We start from the raw sequence: 19,235 nt of genomic DNA, 5'->3' as shown, positions 1-19,235 counted from the left end.
ATCAAATCTCCAGAAATGGAGATTTTTTGTTTGAGTCATTTTGTGGTAATTGTAGAATATTGAAAAGTAATCTTATAAAAAACGCATCCTTTCAAAATTTAAATTTGGATTACTTAATAAATTACGGTCTACAACTACTTATAAATCTGAAAGATAAGACTGTAATTATTTTTAAGTTTTAACTAATTTAAGAAACACCATGAAAAATTTTCAAGACGAAAAACAACGAGATTTATCCATCAATACCTCCGATGGAACAAACAAATTTTTAACAACAGATCAGGGCGTTCGAATTAATGATGATAACAATTCACTTAAAGCCGGTGATCGCGGTCCCTCTTTATTGGAAGATTTTATTTTAAGGGAAAAAATCACACATTTTGATCACGAAAGAATTCCAGAAAGAATTGTTCACGCACGTGGTTCTGGCGCACACGGTTTCTTTGAAGTTACGAACCCAATTCCAGAATTAACAAAAGCAGGATTTTTGCAGGAAAAAGGATTAATTACACCTGTATTTACAAGGTTTTCTACCGTTGCAGGATCAAGAGGTTCTACAGACCTCGCTAGAGATGCCAGAGGATTTGCCGTAAAATTTTATACGCAGGAAGGAATTTACGATTTAGTGGCTAATAACATTCCTGTATTTTTTATTCAAGACGCTTCAAAATTTCCAGATCTTGTTCATGCCGTAAAACCAGAACCGCATAACGAAATGCCTCAGGCAGCATCGGCGCATGATACCTTTTGGGATTTTATTTCATTAATGCCAGAGTCTATGCACATGATAATGTGGGTAATGTCTGATCGTGCAATTCCGAGAAGTTATAGAATGATGGAAGGTTTTGGCGTTCATACTTTTAGACTGGTAAATGCTCAGGAAGAATCAGTATTTGTAAAATTTCACTTTAAACCCAAATTAGGAACACATGCCGTTGCTTGGGATGAAGCACAGAAAATTTCAGGAAAAAATCCTGATTTTCACAGACAAGATTTATGGGAAGCTATTGAATCAGGAAATTTTCCAGAATGGGAATTAGGCATTCAAATAATTCCAGCTGAAGACGAACATAAATATGATTTTGATCTTTTGGACCCAACGAAAATTGTTCCCGAAGAATTAGTTCCTGTAACCATTGTGGGAAGAATGGTTTTGAACAAAAACCCTGAAAATTTCTTTGCAGAGACAGAACAAATTGCTTTTCATCCAGGTCATGTGGTTCCAGGAATTGATTTTTCTAATGATCCGCTTTTACAAGGAAGATTATTCTCTTATACCGATACACAATTATCGAGATTAGGAAGTCCGAATTTTCATGAAATTCCAATTAATAGAAGCGTTGCCCCTGTTCACAACAATCAGCGCGACGGACATATGCGTCAGGAAATCAATAAAGGTCGCGTAAGTTATTCTCCAAACTCTCTCGGCGGTGGATGCCCTTATCAGGCAAAAATTGCCGAAGGCGGATTTGCAAGTTTCAATGAGCGAGTAGATTCTCATAAAGTAAGAGCTAGAAGCGAGAGTTTTAACGATCATTTCGGGCAGGCAAAACTATTTTTTAACAGCCAGACACCCGAAGAAAAAAGTCATATCGTAAAAGCATTACGATTTGAACTCGGGAAAGTAGAAACCACCGCTATTAGAGTTAGAATGCTCGGCTTATTATCTCAGGTGGATACCGAACTTGCCCAAAAAGTAGCACAAGGTCTTGGTGCAACTGTACCATCCACTTTAGAAACTCCTATTAATAAAGGCGTATCACCAGAAACGGAAGAAGCAGGAACTCAGGAACCACAAACTGTTCCGTCTTCGGTAGAATCTTCTCAAGCTCTAAGTATGGTGAATAATCCAACCAATTCGCCAACTATCGAATCTAGAAAAGTGGCGATTCTAGTTTCTGACGGTGTTTCTGAAGCTTCGGTGATGAACATCAAAAATGCATTGAAAAAAGCGGGCGCCAAAGGCTGTGTTATTGCACCACATTTAGGTACTGTCGCGACAGATACTGAAGGAGCGATTTCGGCTGAATTTAGTTTCCTGACCGCTTCATCTGTATTGTTTGATGCTGTCTATATTCCTCACGGCTTAGGATTGAATGCTTTGGCAGAAAATGATGATGCACTTGAATATTTAAACGATGCTTATAAACATTGTAAAGTGATCGGTGCCGACGGTGAAGCCTCTGAAATAATAAGCGGAGCGCCATTTGCTGGAAAAATTACAAATGACGATGAAGGCGTTATTGTAACCAGCGAAATTGCCAGCGAATCATTTGCTCAGGAATTTATTACTGCAATGACCAAACACCGTTTTTGGCAGCGCGAACCAAACTTATACAATTAATTTCAAAAAAATAAAAAATGAAAAATTCAGAAAAACAAGGTCAGACTAACGCTGCACAACCAAAAGAGAGTCAGTCTAAAGATATAAAAAACAATTCAAAAAATATTGTAGCACCGGCACCAGATGCTGCTACAGATTTGAAAGGTTTATTTATTGACAGTTTAAAAGATATTTACTGGGCAGAAAATGCGTTGGTGGGGGCTTTACCAAAAATGGCTGATAATGCTTCAGCTGCGGGACTTTCGGGAGCTATTTTAGAACATCTTTCTATAACTAAAAACCAAGTAGCAAGACTTGAAAAAGTTTTTGATTTATTAGGAGAAAAAGCAGAAGGCAAAAAATGCGAAGCTATGGCAGGATTATTAAAAGAAGGAGACAGTATTCTTTTAGAAACAACTCCTGGAGCTGTTAGAGATGCCGGAATTATAGCAGCTTCTCAAAAAATCGAACATTATGAAATTGCTACTTACGGAACTTTGGTTGCTTTTGCAAAAGCAATTGGCGAAAATGATGCTGCAAAATTATTAACACAGACTCTTGCGGAGGAGAAAGAAGCTGATTGTCTGCTAAATGACATTGCACTCAATTTAGTAAACATTGTTGCAGCAGAATAAAAAACATACTATTTCTTATTTATTATTTTTTACCTGAAAACACCTGTATAAATACAGGTGTTTTTTTTATTTAAAAAAGTAATCAGCTGTTAATTATGCAATTAGAAGTACCATTATATGTAAAATAATGAATTATAGTCCCTGTACATTTGGCTTATTAACAAATTAAAAAATATATCATGGCAACTTCAAACACTAAAAAAAGCACTGATAGTGCTAAGGCATCAGATAAACAAACTGATAAAAAAGAAACTGCTTCAAAAGGCGGTTCAAAATCTGCTTCGGATTCGAAAAAGGAATCAGGTTCAACTAAAAAATAACATTTAAAAATTGTATTATGAATTTAGAAGAAAAAGAAAATTACAATCTGGAAGATCAGAATTTTCAAAATAACGTACGATATCAAGATCCAGATATTGATACACCACCAGATCATACTATATCAGATAATGCTGAACCAGATTATGGCAACGATTTGGAGAGTCAGGAATTTGGGAAAGAAAATTTCGACAATGAAAATCTTGGTAATGAACAAACAGACTCGGACGAGTTTAGTAAGGATGATTCAGAAACTGATGAGCTAGACGACGAATTTGATAATGAAGACCTTGGAGAGGAAGAATTAGATAATGAAGATCTAGGAAATTTAGATGATGAAGAAGGTATAATACCTGATCGTAATCTTTAAATAAAGTAAAATAAAACCCGTCTGTAAATAGACGGGTTTGTATTATAAGTTTTATTTCTGCTTCTTTTCTTTTCCTACTATTGATTTCTGCGTTTTCTTTTCAGTCCAAAACTCTACTATCGAATTTAAAGGATTTTTAAATTTTTCCTCGCTGTAAGGATTTACAAAATAACTTTGAGTTGATATAGAATATTTGTCAATAATAAAACAATTGGGAAATAAAAGCGAAAAGAACAGACAAGGACAATCGAATTTTTCACAGATATTTTTTTGATTGTGTACAGCTTCCTGCGTTTTATCTTCATTAAATTGGAGAACGTTAGCAAACAACAAAAATGGCGTTACAAACTGCGAAATTATATCGTGCTCGGCATCATCTAAAGTATCAAAATAAAGAATTTTATTAGTTACTCCTACTTCCAAAAAAATCTTCGCAAATAAGCTCTTCTAAATTTTCTTCTATAATTACTATTGGTCCTTTATTATCCACGATGATTATTGTTTGGATTATTTTTGGAGAATCTTACGAATATCATGAGAATAAATTTTTCAATTTACATAATTTCAAGGTGAATGTTTTATAATTACCATATTGAAGAAAAATTAGATATAAAATTTTATTTAAATGAAAAAAAAGAATCTTATAATATTCCAAATCAGTTACAATTACAGATTAAGACATGGGAATTATGTATATCAAGAATGCAATTATATAAAAAGACATATAGCACTAAATTATCTTTGTTTTTGCAAGCCATGAGTTAATATAAAAAACTTTAAAAATTCAAGACATGGAAAATTCAAAATTAGATAATGGCAAAAGTTACTGCCGTATTTCAAATACGATAATTTACTCAGATGATAATAATGACTTAGTATGTGTTAAAATGTACAAAGGAGACTGGGGTGATTGGGATGAAAAACCTGAAATGACAGAATCGAATTCAAAGGATTGTGAAGAGCGTATACTTAAAAATTCGAGTCATATGTAATTGAAACTTAAATTTTTTGAAAATAAACATATAGTTTTCTCTCATAATGTAAATAAACCGTTTTTGAATAAAAATTAAAAATAACGATCTAGCAAATTAACTCTAAATATCTCATTTTTTTTTAATCTAACAGTAAAATTTGTATTGTATAAGTTACACAACAAATGGCGTCAATTGAATTCAATTGGCGTCATTTGTTTGATTAAATTTTGAGTTCGATACTTAACATTATTAGACACCAATAATAGAATAGATACAAAAGTTCTACATTCTTAAATTGTTTTCAACTCCTGTTCAAAAGCTATTAATGCAATCTCACTAAAAAAATGGTTTATCAACTCATCATCAGTTAAATCTTTCTCATTTTTTGAGTTATTTTTAATTAATTTCATCCCAAATATTTCTTTTATATATTCTGGTAGTATATTCAGAATATTTTCATGTACTATTACTTTCTCAGTAAAAAACAATCTAGCAATTCTTTGTTTCATTAATACATCTGACAGTTCATAAACTTCTGCTAAACGACAGAATATATTATCCTCTGCATTCTTTAAATAAATCCCTGCCCCTGCTTTTAAAGCCAGCTCGCGTAATTCCGAAGCATATTTTTTCAAATAAGCTTTACAGTTTTCCTTGATCAGAAAATAATCATCATAATCAATTTTTCCTTCTGAAAAAAGCTTATGTGCATTTAAGCTTCTGTCAATTGATTTGTCCATTGCTTTTCCAATCTCATGCTTTTTAATTTGATAGTCCTGCTGTCTTCCCTTATCAATCTTTTTCATTAAATCATTGGCTCTTTTAGAGAAAGAGACATCAATCTTGATATCTTTAAGAAACAGCTCGAAACCTGCATTAATATAGTCAGCTCTGATTCTATATTTACATTTTCCGGTACAATGATAGTAATAGTATTTCCTGCTCCTTCCCTGTGAAGAACTTCCTGTTAGTGTTTTGCCACAATCAGGACACAGAAGAATTCCTCTTAATAAATAGTTTTCATTAAGAACTCTTTTCTTTTTAACCAGTCTTGAGTTCTTTATATTTCCTAATACTTTTTGGACTCGTTCAAAAAGCTCTACAGATACAATTCCTCTATGCAGTCCGTCAATAATCCTGCTTTTTTCATTTCCCATTTCAGGAATTTTAATCTGACCGCAATAAATAGGATTTCTAACTAACATGTAAAAGGCACTTCTACTGCATTTTAAGCCTTTAGCCATAGCCTCTTTATATATTTCTGACAGCGTAACTCTTTTTGCTTTAATTATTTCTTCAAATACTTCCCTAATTATAAAAGCTTCAGGGGCATAAGCAGCAATATACTTTTTCCCATCTGCTGTTATTTTATTCCTATATCCTAAAGGAGCCTTATTAATCCAGCGGCCTTCCAGCCTCGCTTTCTGAAGACCTAGACTTACGTTCCGGCTTTTTTTATCATTTTCAACTTCAGATGTCGCCAGATATACGGCAAGTATGATTTTGCTTTCGGGTATAGAAAAATCAATCGGCTGATCAATGGCTTGGAGCGATACTCCTAATTTTTGAAGTTTCTCAAATATTATGTAAGCATCTGTGATATTACGGCTAAATCTGTCCCAGCATGTAAAAAGAATAGTCGCAGGAGAATTTTTAAGATATTTGATCTTAGTAATTAATTTATTCCAAGCTGGACGGTTAAATGTTTTAGCCGAACAATCCTCAAGAATTGTTTCAGTAATAACGAGACTGTTATATTTACAGTAATGCACAAGCCGTTCTAACTGGCTGCGCTGGGAATATCCTTTTACAGCCTGCTCATCGGTACTTACTCGTATGTAGAGATACACTACAGGCATAAGCAGGTAGATTTTACGGGGAAATCATTATTACTTAAAACGTAAAATTTAGCAAATTATTAGATACGCAACGTGCTAAATACAAACCGCATAACTACTTACAAGTTTATCAATAAATTGTATTTGAACAATAAAAATCTACCAGCCAGCATTAAAATAACCTTATATTTTAATGTGTAATTCTTGAAAAACTGCTAAATATACTAGGTAGAGGTAGCATTGCTTTGTACAATACAGGAAACATTCTGGCAGAGGGTCGGTACTTATACCTCCGATTTTGTCTTAAATACAACCCTCTAAACCGTTTAGTCGGTTTAGAGGGCTAAAGTCACCCCTTTTAAGCCCCTGGCTTATGCTTATGTGGCTTAAGCTCCGGATGCTTTTCCTTATTTGGTGGATTAACACGCGGTCTTCTATCGGGAGTACCGTCCTCTTTTTTAGGTTTCGGTCCCGGCTTAATGGCTTGAATTTCCATAGCAAACTGTTTTAGATTATTAAATAAATTTGTTTGTACTCATCACAAATATTCTTAATAACTTTCATTCCTTATTACGGAAAACCATAATTCGAGAAAGAAATAAACCAATTTTTAACTCCAATGGAACAACAATTAATTCATAGAGCCAAAGAAAGACAATCCCGTCTTAACTTAAAACATTCTTTTCAAATCCTCGATGATAGTTGTAGAATTGTATACTAGTTTATTCCTATAAACCATTTTAGTTTTTATAATTTTTACATCAATCCCCAACAGGACATCTAAACCAAATTTATAAAGCCAATGAAAGACAGATAACTACATATAATAAGCCAATTTCTTCAAATCATTCAAAAAAAATGTTGAAATTTGTCCCGTTGGGGTCACAAAAAGCCAAATGGCGTCAATTGAAGACAATTGACGCCATTTTTTTATTACCTTATAACAATATTTTGACTCGTTTTTGAGCCGGTCCTAAAGTACAATCTTATATATAATTACATTAAATCTATCAAAGATTTGGTGTTTTATTTTTCATAATCCTTCTAGATATTCTCTCCAAGAGCTGGTTTGTTTCTAATTGATGTAGTATTAGTTTTTGATAATTCTGACTTTATTTTTACTAATGCACAAGCATTGCAGTGATTTTGGTAATCGTTTATAACTGCTTTAACTTTGATTAATCAGCACTTTTTCCAATGCTAATTGTAATAACAAAAATCATGCTTCTTAAAATATATTTTATCGTACTTTTATTTAAAATATTTAAATCTATGTATGACCAGCTTTTCAGCTACATTAGCAGATACAGTGAATCTCCTCTTACAGTAGAAGATGAAACATTAATTAAAACAGCACTCAAACCTGCCAAGTTAAAAAAGAAGGAGTTATTCCTCGAACAAGGAAATATCTGCCAGTATACGGGTTTTATAATAAAAGGCGCTATGAGACAATACAGTATTGACAGCGCCGGTAATGAGCATATCATTCAGCTTGCTCTTGAAAATTGGTGGATGGTCGATCGTGAAAGTTATCTTATGAAAACACCATCGGTATATAATATTGATGCATGGGAAGATACCGAGCTCCTAATATTGGAAGCTGACGATTTGCAGCGTCTGCTTGAAATACCCACAATTAAGGAAATGTTCTGGCAGATGAACCAGAGCAGTTTCATTGCTTCTCAAAAAAGATTAAACAATTCCATAGCCCTTCCTGCCATGGAAAGATACGAACAATTACTCAAAAGCTATCCTGATTTTGTACAGCGCTTTCCCCAGCATACTATTGCTTCTTATTTAGGTATCAGCAAGGAAACCTTAAGCCGCGTGCGCAGTAAGCTATTCCAAAAATAAATTTAAGACCCTCCCCTGCTTTAGTTCTTCTATCGTTCTTTATTGACAAATGTCATCGTTTTCTGTTCTATGGCTGCAATAAATTTGCCTTATAAATCAATAACAAAGATTTTTAAAATTTAGAACAACATTTAAAACATTAGAAAAATGAAACAGTTTACAAAAGATGATACCGTTATGTTATTAATTGATCATCAAACAGGCACACTTAATTTTGCAGCTAACAGACCTCATGAAATGATCGTGAGCAGAACAAGAGCCTTGGCTAAATTTGCAACAGCTTTAAATATTCCGGTTGTACTTACCAGCAGCCAGGAAGATCATGCACAAGGACCTTTAATTCAAGATTTACAAGACCTGCTTCCTAAGGAGTATGCAGATAGAGTAAAAAGAGAAGGAATTACAAATGCATGGGATGATGAGAATTTTAAAAATGCTGTTCTAAAAGCAGCTGGCGGAAGAAAAAATGTAATCATGGCAGGCCTTACTAATGATGTATGTATTGTGTGGCCTTCAATTTCAATGCAGGAAGAAGGATTTAATGTTCAGGTAGTACTTGATGCAGGCGGATCTCCATCACAAATTGCTGATGATATCGCACAGCAGACTTGGGAAAGCCAGGGTGTAAGAACTACAACAATCAACCAGATTATCTCTGAAATGGTTCACAACTGGGCAACAGAGGACGGACAAAAAGTGCTTCCAATACTTTTTGAAGAAGTTATGTCTAAAGTTGGACAGTTCTCTTAATTAATAGATTCTTACAATCGAAGCTGGATATTTAGGTATCTGGCTTCTTTAAAAATATAATTATGATACAGAAAATAAACAGCTCCCAATTTATGGGTCACGGCCCGATAAAAATTCTTTATCCGGGTTCGGCCGTTTCAAGCATCGATACCGGAATAGGAAGCATTGGAAGAATTGACCATCCCGAAATAAATTCCAATACGGTTATTAAAATGCATCCCCACATCAACGATGAAATTCTTTCTTACTTCAGGACAGGTGAAGCAGAACACAGTGACTCGGAAGGGTTTGTGAAAATAATCGGCGGAAAGACCCTCATGCTGATGAAAGCCGGAAAAACATTTTTCCATGAAGAAAAAATCATGGGACAGCAGAAAACAATGGAAGGACTTCAGATTTTTATCCGTCCCGGTAAAAAAGACCTGAACCCCGAAGTGGTATTTTTAGAACTGGAAGACCTTCATAGCGAAAACAGCTGGCGTATTATCGGGTCTCCAAATCCTGAAACTGAATTTCAATTCAGCAGCCAGACCTGGATTTACGATATGAAACTTCTTAAGGGAAGCACTTCTGAAATTCCCCAGCTTCCAAAGAACGGCCTTACCGCGCTTTTGTATGTCTTTCAGGGATCAGTGCAGGTAAACAGCAGTATAGATCTTAAGAAAAAAGAATGCATCGTCTTTAAAGATGAGCCTGTTTCGATACAAGCTTCAGAGGATGCTGAACTGGTCTTGTTCTTCACAGATGAACAGGGAGAAATCTTCAAGGGCGGAATGTACAGTGGAAATCAAATGTAATTATGGACAATACTATCAGCATTATCAGTAAAAATGAAGGAGAACGACTGGCAGTTGCAGGCGGCAATTACAGAATTATAATCTCGGGAGAACAGACCAATGGTAATTACGCTGTTATCGAAATGATAGTGCCTCCCGGTGGAGGGCCGCCTCCGCATGCACATCCTGAAACACAGGAAATGTTTCATGTACTGGAAGGGGAACTGGAATTTAAAACTGAAGCAGGAAAACAGGTTGTAGCCCAGGACGGATTTATAAATATCCCTTTTGGCGGCGCAGTACACTGCTTTAAAAATACTTCAAAAAATTATGCACGTCTGCTCTGCACGGTAGTACCAGCAGGACTGGAAAACTTATTTCATGAAATAGGAATTCCAGTAAAAGCCGGCGAATTCCTGCCCGTTCCTGAACTCACAGAAAAACGGAAAGAATTTTTAAAAGAGATGGACCAGAAATACGGCCAGAGAACTTATGCTCCTGATTACTTAGGATAGCAGTTCAATCCAATTAAATATAAAAATTTGGCGGACAGGTTTTTCCAGCGGGCTGATTGCTTAAAATCAGCACTGGATAATTCCTGCAATACTTCTATTGCCGTGCACAAACTATTGTCTATCCTTAGAATATATTGTAACATACTGCCCTAAAAAAGAATAAAAATGGAAAATATAGATAAAAATACGGAAGAACCCGGTAATTTAAGCAATGAGCTTCTAGGCGGGTCAGCAGAAGTTAACGGAATTAAAATTAATTATCTTATAGGAGGTAATCCTGAAGGTAGCCCTGTTCTTTTATGGCACGGCTTTTTAGGTACTTCAAGCTCCTGGAGAAAAGCGGCAGCAATTCTTATTGATGCAGGACTTACCGTTTTAATTCCTGATATGAGAGGATATGGGGATTCTGATAAACCGGAAGGTACTATCGGATATGATGCCCGCACAATCAGTGAGGATTTCAGGGCTTTAGTGAAAAAGCTGGATTTTGGAAAAGGAAAACCTATTACACTGGCAGCACACGATATGGGAGCCGCACCTGCTCTTATATGGAGCGCTGACCATCCGCAGGAAATTACATCGTTATTTTATATAGAAATGGTAGTGATGCTTGATCAGGTGCTCAGCCCGCATCTTTCATTCACCCGTGAAACCATGGAAAGCCAGATGGGGCCAATGTGGTGGTGGATTCTTCCTCACGCTCCAAAGGCACTTGAAGTACTTTTTACAGGAAGAGAACGTGAATTCCTTACCTGGTTCTATGATTGGATGACTGCAGGAAAAAATGTTATAGATAGTGAGCAGATTGAAGAAATCTACCGTACATTTTCTGGCAATAATGGTTTCCAGGGAGCTTTTGGAATCTACAGAGGAGTCTTTGATTCTATAGATCAGACCACACCTTTACTTCAGAAAAAAATCAAAGTGCCGGTTACTGCTATCGGAGGAGAATATTCACTCGGAGCTGGCGTTGGCGAAATGACCAAGCTGATAGCGGAAAATGTAACTTCAATTGTAATCGAAAATGCCGGTCACTTTCTTCCTGAAGAAAAGCCACAGGAAATAGCACAGTATATAATCAATTCTTGCTCTCATAACTACAATTATTAATTGTTGCTCGACTGAGGCAAAAAATTGGTTAGTTCAAAGATTTGGAAGGTGAATAGTTCAAAGGTATCAATAAAGCTACAGCAAGACTTCAAGGTAAGATTTGCATATGTTTGGAAACTCAAAGATGAAAAAATTATATTTGTAGACAGCCAGCGTGTCCAGAATGCTATGAAGCAATAAAGCTAGTAGGCTAAAATATTATCCAATAATCTCTTTTCGATGCTCAATACCCCAATTCCGCAATGCAATGATTACCATATCAAGTGACTGCCCGTGTTTGGTTATTGAATACTCAACCATAGGGGGAAAAGTATCATGAACTGTTCTGGTAATCATTTTGTTTGCTTCGAGTTCTTTCAGCTCTTTTGAGAGCATCTTATCGGTAATCCCTTTTATTTCTTTGGATATTTCCCCAAATCTTTTGTTGCCAAATGACAGCGAGATAATAATGGGTAATTTCCAGCGGCCGTTTAATACCTCAAGGGCATCTCTAACAGGTAAAATCATTTTTACACACTCCCCTTTTTCTGGAGCATCTATAGTCTTTTTCATGAGTATTTGTTTATACTATCTTTCTGGAAAGCACTATCCAAAAGGATAGTACTATAAAAGAGATAGCAAAGATATATAATTTTGTATTGTAATAAACAACACAAAATTATGATTTTAGTAACAGGTGCAACGGGACAATTGGGAACAGCAACAATTGATTTTCTATTAGAAAAAATACCCGCTGATGAAATAACGGCATTGGTAAGGGATTTGCAGAAAGCCCAGAATTTAATTGCAAAAGGCGTAAATATTAAAATTGGCGACTACGGCGACTATGATTCTTTAGTGGAAGCTTTCAAGGGAATAGACAAACTTTTATTAATCTCTTCAGGGGATATTATAAAGATGGAAGCCCATCATAGAAATGCTATTAATGCAGCAGTTCAAAGCGAGGTAGGCCATATTATTTACACTGGTTCAAATATTAAAGAAACCGAAAATTCGCCGATTTCTATTGTGATCAATTCTCATTTAAATACAATAGCCTATTTAAAAGAATCGGGCCTTACCTACACTATTTTAAAAAATAATCTATACGCCAATATAGTACCGGGGTTCTTGGGCAGTACTGTTTTAGATTCTGGGGTTTCCTTTCCATCAGCAGACGGTAAAGCAGCTTTTATCACAAGAGAGAATATCGCTGAAGCTGCAGCAAAAATTCTTTCTGAGACTGGACATGATTTTAATGTGTACAAAATGGCGGGAGATAACTCGTACTCATTCGAGCAAATTGCCAATATGCTGAGCGAGATATCGGGTAAAGAGGTTACTTACCTTAATACAGAGAAAGAAGAATTTGTAGAGAAATTGACAAAACAAGGATATCCTGAAGAGGCTATCGCAGGAATGACCTCTTTTGGAGAAGCTATTAAGCAAGGTTCATTTGATGCTCCAAGTAATGATTTTGAAAAGCTCCTGGGAAGAAAAGCAACAACTCTAAAAACTTATCTCGAGTCAGTTTATTCTAAAGAGTAAAACCATGAAAATAGCAGTGGGCATTTTTCTTCTGAGCGTATTGTGTATTACTACAGCTTGCTCGCAAACGAAAAAAGAAAATATAAAAGCAAAAAATATGAGCTTACAAAAAATGAAAGTAGAAATATGGAGTGATCTAATGTGTCCGTTTTGTTATATCGGCAAGAGACGATTTGAAAAAGGACTTGCAGGGTTTGCTCACAAAGATTCCGTAGAAGTAGTCTGGCATAGTTTTCAGATAAATCCATCGCTAACCAATCAGCCTGATAAAGATTTTTACACTTACGTAGCCGAATTAAAAGGACAAAGCAGAGAGTGGTCAATTAAGGTTCATGAAACTTTGATCCAGACAGCCAAAGAAGAAGGTCTTGACTATCAATTGGACCATGCTAAAATTACCAATTCTTTTGATGCGCATCGTTTGATCCAACTGGCTAAGAAAGATCATTTGACAAATGAAATTGAAGAACGTTTCTTTAGGGCTTACTTTACAGAAGGCGCTCTGATGAGTGATCATCCAACATTGATTAGGCTTGGCGTGGAGGCTGGACTGAAAGAAGATAAAATTAAAAAAGTGCTTTCTTCGGATCAGTATGCAGAAGAAGTGCAACAGGATGGGGAAACAGTAAAAAATCTTGGCGCTACCGGAGTTCCTTTTTTTCTTGTAAACCAAAAGTATGCCATCAGCGGAGCCCAAAACCTAGAGGTGTTTTTAGAGACACTTCAAAAAGCTTATGCTTCATGGCAGGAGGATCGAAAGAATTTTATTGAAGTAGTTAATGGTCCGATATGCACTCCTGAAGGTAAATGCGATTAAAAGAAATATAAATAATAAATTAAATAAAAATGAGTAATAAGGGAATTACAATAGTGTATTGGGTAACGACAATTTTTGTCGCATTTGTTGGGCTTGCAGGTATATTGAATATACTTCAGTTAGAGTCCCTGGTAAAAGTAAACAGAGAACTGGGACTACCACAGTATCTGATGCCTTTTTTAGGAACCGTTAAGGTATTAGGGGCAATAGCCATTTTGATTCCCGCTTTGAAAAAACTTCATGAGGCAGCGTATTTTGGCTTCATTTTTTATTTTATAGGCGCAACTTACGTATTGATTTGTAATGGCGGCGGAATAGATAAATTTGGTGTAACTATTGTAATTGTTGCGTTTACTATAGTATCGTATCTTACTTTCTTAAAACGTAAAAAAAACGTAATACCCAAACAATATATCAAAACATAAGATTTACACTTCCAAAGATCAGCCAAAAAGAAAAATTAAATACATCTTGATCAACCTTTTGATAATATTGGTGCGAATTATTTATTATCAACATGAGGTGCCGTCTGAACAGCTCCTGTAGATTTTTAAAAAGTATTGAGAAAAGAAGTTCAAGCTGGGTAAATATTTTATTAAAATTAAATAGTATACAGCATAAATATTAAATAAATGCTAAGTCAGTCAAGTTGACTTTTTATACTTTAATTAAATAAAGTATAAAATTATTAAATTATATTTTTAATAATTTTATACCAGTTAGATTTTTTTTTCAATCCCCGACAGGAAATCCAAACCAAATTCATAAAGCCAATGAAAGACAATTCTGCCTTAAGCATAACAATCTTTTCAAATCCTTCATAATATTTGTAGAATTTTATATTAGTGTTTTGCCATAAACCAATTGAGTTTTTATATTTTTTTCATCAATCCCCAACAGGACATCTAAACCAAATTTACAAAGCCAATAGAAGACAGACCTTACATATAATACGCCAATTTCTTCAAATCATCCAAAAAAGATGTTGAAATTTGTCCTGTTCCTCACTTAAGGAGACAACTAGACAATAGTTGTCTCTTTTTTTATGCCCTAATACGTAGATTTTTCAAGCCTTCACAGCCTAATATTTGTGGTTCGATTTTTTCACAAGAAATTCTTAGTCTGTTTGAAATAAACAGTCTTAAAGTGGCGCTATCAGAGATTTAATCGAAGCTGAACGATGGTTCGAAATCCCGTTAAGGATATAGGATTTTTTTCTCTTTTGGTTTATCGTAATTTTTTTATATTAAATATTGTTTTCAACTGAGATCAAAAATTGGTTTATTTCTGGGATTACGCAAAAAGTATTCTTAAAATTAAATTTTCGAAGGGCTCTCTCCAAATCTCTCCTTAAATGCTGTAGAAAAATGGGCTAAATTTTCAAAACCTACATTATAACAAACCTCTGACGGACGCTGCTGTTTTTCTGTAATTAAAAATTTTGCTTCGACTAAACGTTTTTCTTTTATCCATTTCTCAGGTGTTGAATTGTAGATATTCTTAAAATCCCGCTTAAAAGTAGAAAGACTTCTTCCTGTAAGACGTGCAAACTCTTTAATGGGAACATTAAAAATAAAATTCTTATTCATAAACTTTTCCAAATCAATTTTAAAAGGTTCCGACAAGTCAAATATTAATTGCTCAATTTTAATATCGAAATCAAGAAGCAGCTCAATTGCTTCCTGTGTTTTAAGTGCCGCAATTTTGCTGGTTAGTTTTTGAGGCTGTACGAAATAAGGAATCAGAGATTCAAAATAAGCTCTTATGAATTTTGATCCAGTCAGATCGACATAGGGTTTCCCTTTAAATTTTCCATGCGGGGAGATGTTGTTACTCGCGGCATAGCTGCGGATAATTTCCGGTGTAAAAAAAATACTGATTGATTCATAAAGCTCGCCATTTTCATCTGACATCTGTATGGATTTAAGCAGTTCATTTTTACGGATGAGAGCTGTACTGCCGCTATGACCATGAATTACTTCATCCACAAACCTGAGTTCCTTTCTGCCGCTGATCATAAAACTCAAAGTAAGCTCAGGCACCATTTGATATTTATCAAATGTTTTATCCCGTTCCCGCACGAACATAAAATTCTCAATAAGCTGATTTGTCATTTTATAACTAATACTTTAATTGGCTCTGAAGCATTCTATCAAATAATTTGTCGGATAACAGCCATCTGAGAAACAGTGTTGGTTTTATGCCGAATCCTCCCGCATATCTCGTTTTAGGACTTTTCGCTTCTATTGCTTTTAAAATCAATTCTGCAATTAGTGATGGAGATGATACATTTTTATCCATTGCTTTATACGACTGTGAGATTCTGGAAACCGCCCCTTTATAATCGTTGGTCTTTGTATTTTCTACAAGACTGTTCACAGCTATTGCCGAAAATTCAGATTTAACCGAACCGGGTTCTATAACTATCACATCGATACCGAACTGCTTTACTTCATTTCTTAATGAATCACTTAATCCTTCGAATGCAAATTTACTGGAATGATACCAGCTGCCGTAAGGTGTTGAAAATTTTCCTCCGCCAGAAGTAATATTTATGATTTTGCCGTATCTATTATCTCTCATCTTTGGAAGGACAAGCTGTATAAGCCTCGCTGGACCAATTACGTTTACCTCCATCTGTTCTCTTGCCTTCTGAATAGAAACATCTTCTAAAGGTCCATAAACCCCGTAACCTGCACAATTTATCAATACATCAATTCTCTTCTCAGCTTGTATTATTCTCTCAACAGCGGTCTGCATTGTATTTTCATCTGCCATATCTACAAATAAAGGAGTAACATTAAAAAGCACTAACTCCTTTAGTTTATCAGTTCTTCTTGCGGCTGCATAAACTTTAAAACCTTTCTTGGCAAGAACTTTTGCTGTTTCTCTTCCTATACCTGCTGATGCTCCTGTAATTAAAACTACTTTTTCCATTGTGTCTTATTTTTTTATTAATACATCAAAGGTCATAAGTTAGTTTTCTTTTTGTTTTCGTCAGAAGTTCAAATGTATTTCGCTACAGGTTCAAAGATTAAATTTTAGCTGTAAAAATATTGACACCTTATAATTTACATTTTTTTACGTTAAGATATAATTTCATAAACTGTCTTATATTCTCCTATTTTCTCTTATTAATTGCTAATCAAATGTGTCCGTAGTTGATCTATTCCTTGTTTAGATTAAGATAATTTAGTTAAATTTAAAAGTGGAAATAAATTTAAAAAAAATTACCCCTAATGAAAAAAGACAATTTATATATTATTACTGGCGGTCCTGGAGTTGGCAAGACAACTTTAATAGATGAACTGGCCAAAAATAATTTTCAAGTAGTTCAAGAAGATGCCCGAAAGATAATTAAGCAGCAGCATTCAGTTAGCGGTGAAGGATTGCCATGGAAAAATAAAGACCTTTATGCTGAATTAATGTTTAATGCTTCGGTGAGAAGTTATGATGAAGTAAATGTAGAAGCTTCCATGCCGATTTTCTTTGACAGGGGGATTTTAGATTCAATATGTTATATGAAAATGGAAAACATTCCAATATCAAAAAAGAAAAACGAGATATTAAAAAAGTACGCGTATAATAAGAAAGTTTTTATACTGCCGCCTTGGGAAGAAATTTATAAAACCGATGATGAAAGGAAGCAGAGCTGGGATGAAGCTCAAGCTACATTTACCAGAATGAAAGAAACATACTCAGAATACGGCTACAAAGTTATTGAGGTTCCAAAAATAAACGCAAGGGAAAGAGTAGATTTTCTTTTGAACGAAATAAGTAGATGATATCAGGATTTTTAAATATTTTCTCTATGTCTTTATAAAAACCAATCTCTAACCCACACTGAAAGGGATTATTTTTGTACCACAATACATAAGTTGCATAAAGAAATTCTTAAAGCCAAAGAAAGACAATCCTGCCTTAACTTAAAACATTCTTTTAAAATCCTACATAAATTTTATAAATTTATATATCAGTTTAATGCGATGAATCAATTGAGTTTTACAATTTTTGCATCAATCCTACTAAGGACATCCAAACCAAATTCTTAAAGCCAATGAAAGACAGGCACTACATATAGTAAGCCAATTTCTTCAAATCATCCAAAAATGATGTTGTAATTTGTCCTGTCGCCGTCACTCAGCCAGATGGCGCCAATTGAAGACAATTGGCGCCATTTTTTATTTACACTACTAAATACGCTGATTTTCAATCATTTTGCTATTATTCTCTTTCTTTCAAATAATAGCAAAATTGCTTTAGTGTATATATTCATATAAAAAATAGCACAAATAGTTGATTTACCATTCGATAACTTAACAGGATTCGAACACCAAAAAAACAATAGAAATTATCCTATATTATCCCAAATTGTTTTCTATTATTCAATGTCATATAATGAAATCTGATATGAAAATCTTTTACTATTTCATTAGTACTTAATTCTTTGTGCTCTCATGTATTCGATTATAACTTGTTGTCTGCGTGAGGCAAAAAATTGATTTATTTCTGGATAATGTTCCCGGAATTATAAACAGTAAGCAGCGGTTAGGGAATTATATTGTTATTGATCATTTGAATGGAGAATATTCGTTTATGCTTCATTTAAAAAAGAATTCCATAATAGTAGCAGTAGGTGATATGGTAAAGAGAGGCCAAAAGGTTGGTCTGGCAGGAAACAGCGGCAACTCTACAGGCCCGCATCTGCATTACCATATGCAGACGACTTCCTCTCTTGCAACAGGCGTTGGTCTTCCCATGCAGTTTCAAAACTACTATGCCGACGATGTTTTTACAGAAAGAGGAGAGCCGATTACTTCTCAGATAGTGCGGAAAAATTAAAAAATGATAATTTTCAATCTTTCGGCATCTTAACCAAATTGGCAAAAATTAAATTACTGAATCACAAAAAAGCCTAAGAAATCAAATTCTCAGGCTTTCTATTTTTTTTAAAGCTGGAACATGATTAAATGCAAATATGCAATCAAACATTGTTTTTGAAAATCTTATATAACAAAAAAGCTCAATATTTCTCTGAAGATTTACTTAGTAGCGGTAACAGGACTCAAACCACATCGTCTAAAAGAATTTTCCAACATTTTTTAACTTATTAAATCATGTTTGACATTCAAACTAACTTCCCGTTCCAACCAGCCTCCCCTTCACTGGCCAAAAACAAAAATTAAAACAGTCTTAAAAAAAAAGAAAGCCCACAATCTAAAACTAACTAACTAACTAACTAACTAACTAACTAACTAACTAACTAACTAACTAACTAACTAACTAACTAACTAACTAACTAACTAACTAACTAACTAACTAACTAAGGCAGTATTGAAACAAAAAAGATGAGCTTTACTGCTCATCTTTAAATTATTTATTTCTAAAATTTATTCAATATCAAAAGGTTAAAATTTTAAAATCTCAT

21 protein-coding genes are annotated in these 19,235 nt (G+C 34.5%); 15 read left to right on the top strand and 6 right to left on the bottom strand.

Going from position 1 to position 19,235, the window contains the following annotated elements; genetic code table 11:
* Nucleotides 1-199 precede the first annotated feature (199 nt).
* From ACFS3A_RS09615 to ACFS3A_RS09600, 4 genes are all read left to right on the top strand, one after another.
* On the top strand, nucleotides 200-2,344 hold the full coding sequence (locus ACFS3A_RS09615) for a catalase (protein WP_219071381.1): 2,145 nt from the start codon (nucleotides 200-202) through the stop codon (nucleotides 2,342-2,344).
* A 17-nt stretch (nucleotides 2,345-2,361) separates the two neighbouring features.
* Nucleotides 2,362-2,958 carry a YciE/YciF ferroxidase family protein gene (locus ACFS3A_RS09610; RefSeq protein WP_379825207.1) on the top strand — a complete coding sequence of 199 codons (597 nt, stop codon included), beginning with the start codon at nucleotides 2,362-2,364 and terminating at the stop codon, nucleotides 2,956-2,958.
* Between the two features lie 179 nt (nucleotides 2,959-3,137).
* On the top strand, nucleotides 3,138-3,278 hold the full coding sequence (locus ACFS3A_RS09605) for a hypothetical protein (protein ID WP_219071383.1): 141 nt from the start codon (nucleotides 3,138-3,140) through the stop codon (nucleotides 3,276-3,278).
* A gap of 17 nt (nucleotides 3,279-3,295) precedes the next feature.
* Nucleotides 3,296-3,646, top strand: coding sequence for a hypothetical protein (locus tag ACFS3A_RS09600; RefSeq protein WP_379825206.1), 351 nt, complete (start codon nucleotides 3,296-3,298; stop codon nucleotides 3,644-3,646).
* 51 nt (nucleotides 3,647-3,697) lie between these two features.
* Here ACFS3A_RS09600 and ACFS3A_RS09595 read toward each other — a convergent pair whose 3' ends face one another.
* Nucleotides 3,698-4,069 (bottom strand): hypothetical protein, encoded by a 372-nt coding sequence (locus ACFS3A_RS09595; protein WP_379825205.1) that lies wholly within the window; start codon nucleotides 4,067-4,069, stop codon nucleotides 3,698-3,700.
* Nucleotides 4,070-4,437: 368 nt separating this feature from the next.
* Between ACFS3A_RS09595 and ACFS3A_RS09590 the strand changes: the two genes are divergently transcribed.
* Nucleotides 4,438-4,638, top strand: a complete 201-nt coding sequence (locus ACFS3A_RS09590) for a hypothetical protein (protein WP_219071386.1) — start codon at nucleotides 4,438-4,440, stop codon at nucleotides 4,636-4,638.
* 272 nt (nucleotides 4,639-4,910) lie between these two features.
* Here ACFS3A_RS09590 and ACFS3A_RS09585 read toward each other — a convergent pair whose 3' ends face one another.
* Together ACFS3A_RS09585 and ACFS3A_RS09580 are read right to left on the bottom strand one after the other, a co-directional pair.
* A complete protein-coding gene (locus ACFS3A_RS09585; protein ID WP_379825203.1) occupies nucleotides 4,911-6,479 on the bottom strand; it encodes a recombinase family protein in 1,569 nt (522 codons plus the stop codon).
* Nucleotides 6,480-6,816: 337 nt separating this feature from the next.
* Complete coding sequence (locus ACFS3A_RS09580) at nucleotides 6,817-6,954, bottom strand: hypothetical protein (RefSeq protein ID WP_198999512.1); 138 nt, start codon at nucleotides 6,952-6,954, stop codon at nucleotides 6,817-6,819.
* A 725-nt stretch (nucleotides 6,955-7,679) separates the two neighbouring features.
* Between ACFS3A_RS09580 and ACFS3A_RS09575 the strand changes: the two genes are divergently transcribed.
* The 5 genes from ACFS3A_RS09575 (at nucleotide 7,680) to ACFS3A_RS09555 (ending at nucleotide 11,463) form a co-directional block, all read left to right on the top strand.
* Entirely contained in the window at nucleotides 7,680-8,312 is a 633-nt protein-coding gene (locus tag ACFS3A_RS09575; protein ID WP_379825200.1) for a Crp/Fnr family transcriptional regulator, read from the top strand.
* A gap of 147 nt (nucleotides 8,313-8,459) precedes the next feature.
* Nucleotides 8,460-9,062, top strand: coding sequence for an isochorismatase family protein (locus tag ACFS3A_RS09570; protein ID WP_129024981.1), 603 nt, complete (start codon nucleotides 8,460-8,462; stop codon nucleotides 9,060-9,062).
* A gap of 92 nt (nucleotides 9,063-9,154) precedes the next feature.
* A complete protein-coding gene (locus ACFS3A_RS09565) occupies nucleotides 9,155-9,859 on the top strand; it encodes a pirin family protein (protein WP_379825198.1) in 705 nt (234 codons plus the stop codon).
* Nucleotides 9,860-9,861: 2 nt separating this feature from the next.
* The gene (locus ACFS3A_RS09560; RefSeq protein ID WP_379825197.1) at nucleotides 9,862-10,353 is read left to right on the top strand and encodes a cupin domain-containing protein; all 492 of its coding nucleotides are present in this window, start codon (nucleotides 9,862-9,864) and stop codon (nucleotides 10,351-10,353) included.
* 165 nt (nucleotides 10,354-10,518) lie between these two features.
* A complete protein-coding gene (locus ACFS3A_RS09555) occupies nucleotides 10,519-11,463 on the top strand; it encodes an alpha/beta fold hydrolase (RefSeq protein ID WP_379825196.1) in 945 nt (314 codons plus the stop codon).
* 198 nt (nucleotides 11,464-11,661) lie between these two features.
* Here ACFS3A_RS09555 and ACFS3A_RS09550 read toward each other — a convergent pair whose 3' ends face one another.
* Complete coding sequence (locus ACFS3A_RS09550; protein ID WP_379825195.1) at nucleotides 11,662-12,015, bottom strand: winged helix-turn-helix transcriptional regulator; 354 nt, start codon at nucleotides 12,013-12,015, stop codon at nucleotides 11,662-11,664.
* 108 nt (nucleotides 12,016-12,123) lie between these two features.
* Between ACFS3A_RS09550 and ACFS3A_RS09545 the strand changes: the two genes are divergently transcribed.
* The 3 genes from ACFS3A_RS09545 to ACFS3A_RS09535 all read left to right on the top strand — a co-directional run bounded on the left by ACFS3A_RS09545 (nucleotide 12,124) and on the right by ACFS3A_RS09535 (nucleotide 14,232).
* Complete coding sequence (locus tag ACFS3A_RS09545) at nucleotides 12,124-12,990, top strand: SDR family oxidoreductase (RefSeq protein ID WP_379825194.1); 867 nt, start codon at nucleotides 12,124-12,126, stop codon at nucleotides 12,988-12,990.
* Between the two features lie 97 nt (nucleotides 12,991-13,087).
* Nucleotides 13,088-13,807, top strand: coding sequence for a DsbA family oxidoreductase (locus ACFS3A_RS09540; protein WP_379825193.1), 720 nt, complete (start codon nucleotides 13,088-13,090; stop codon nucleotides 13,805-13,807).
* 29 nt (nucleotides 13,808-13,836) lie between these two features.
* Nucleotides 13,837-14,232: a DoxX family protein gene (locus ACFS3A_RS09535; RefSeq protein WP_379825191.1), complete on the top strand. Its 396-nt coding sequence runs from the start codon at nucleotides 13,837-13,839 to the stop codon at nucleotides 14,230-14,232.
* 891 nt (nucleotides 14,233-15,123) lie between these two features.
* On the opposite strand, the gene ACFS3A_RS09530 is transcribed toward ACFS3A_RS09535, so the two are convergent.
* Nucleotides 15,124-15,921 carry a helix-turn-helix domain-containing protein gene (locus ACFS3A_RS09530; protein WP_379825190.1) on the bottom strand — a complete coding sequence of 266 codons (798 nt, stop codon included), beginning with the start codon at nucleotides 15,919-15,921 and terminating at the stop codon, nucleotides 15,124-15,126.
* A 7-nt stretch (nucleotides 15,922-15,928) separates the two neighbouring features.
* Nucleotides 15,929-16,744, bottom strand: a complete 816-nt coding sequence (locus ACFS3A_RS09525) for an oxidoreductase (protein WP_379825188.1) — start codon at nucleotides 16,742-16,744, stop codon at nucleotides 15,929-15,931.
* Nucleotides 16,745-17,046: 302 nt separating this feature from the next.
* On the opposite strand from ACFS3A_RS09525, the gene ACFS3A_RS09520 reads away from it, so the two are divergent.
* Both ACFS3A_RS09520 and ACFS3A_RS09515 read left to right on the top strand, forming a co-directional pair.
* Complete coding sequence (locus ACFS3A_RS09520; protein ID WP_379825186.1) at nucleotides 17,047-17,592, top strand: AAA family ATPase; 546 nt, start codon at nucleotides 17,047-17,049, stop codon at nucleotides 17,590-17,592.
* Nucleotides 17,593-18,292: 700 nt separating this feature from the next.
* The gene (locus ACFS3A_RS09515) at nucleotides 18,293-18,649 is read left to right on the top strand and encodes a M23 family metallopeptidase (RefSeq protein ID WP_379825184.1); all 357 of its coding nucleotides are present in this window, start codon (nucleotides 18,293-18,295) and stop codon (nucleotides 18,647-18,649) included.
* The last annotated feature ends 586 nt before the right edge of the window (nucleotides 18,650-19,235 follow it).

Source organism: Flavobacterium notoginsengisoli (assembly GCF_042686225.1).
Classification (GTDB): Bacteria; Bacteroidota; Bacteroidia; order Flavobacteriales; family Flavobacteriaceae; genus Flavobacterium; species Flavobacterium notoginsengisoli.
This window is presented reverse-complemented; position numbering and strand designations above follow the sequence as displayed.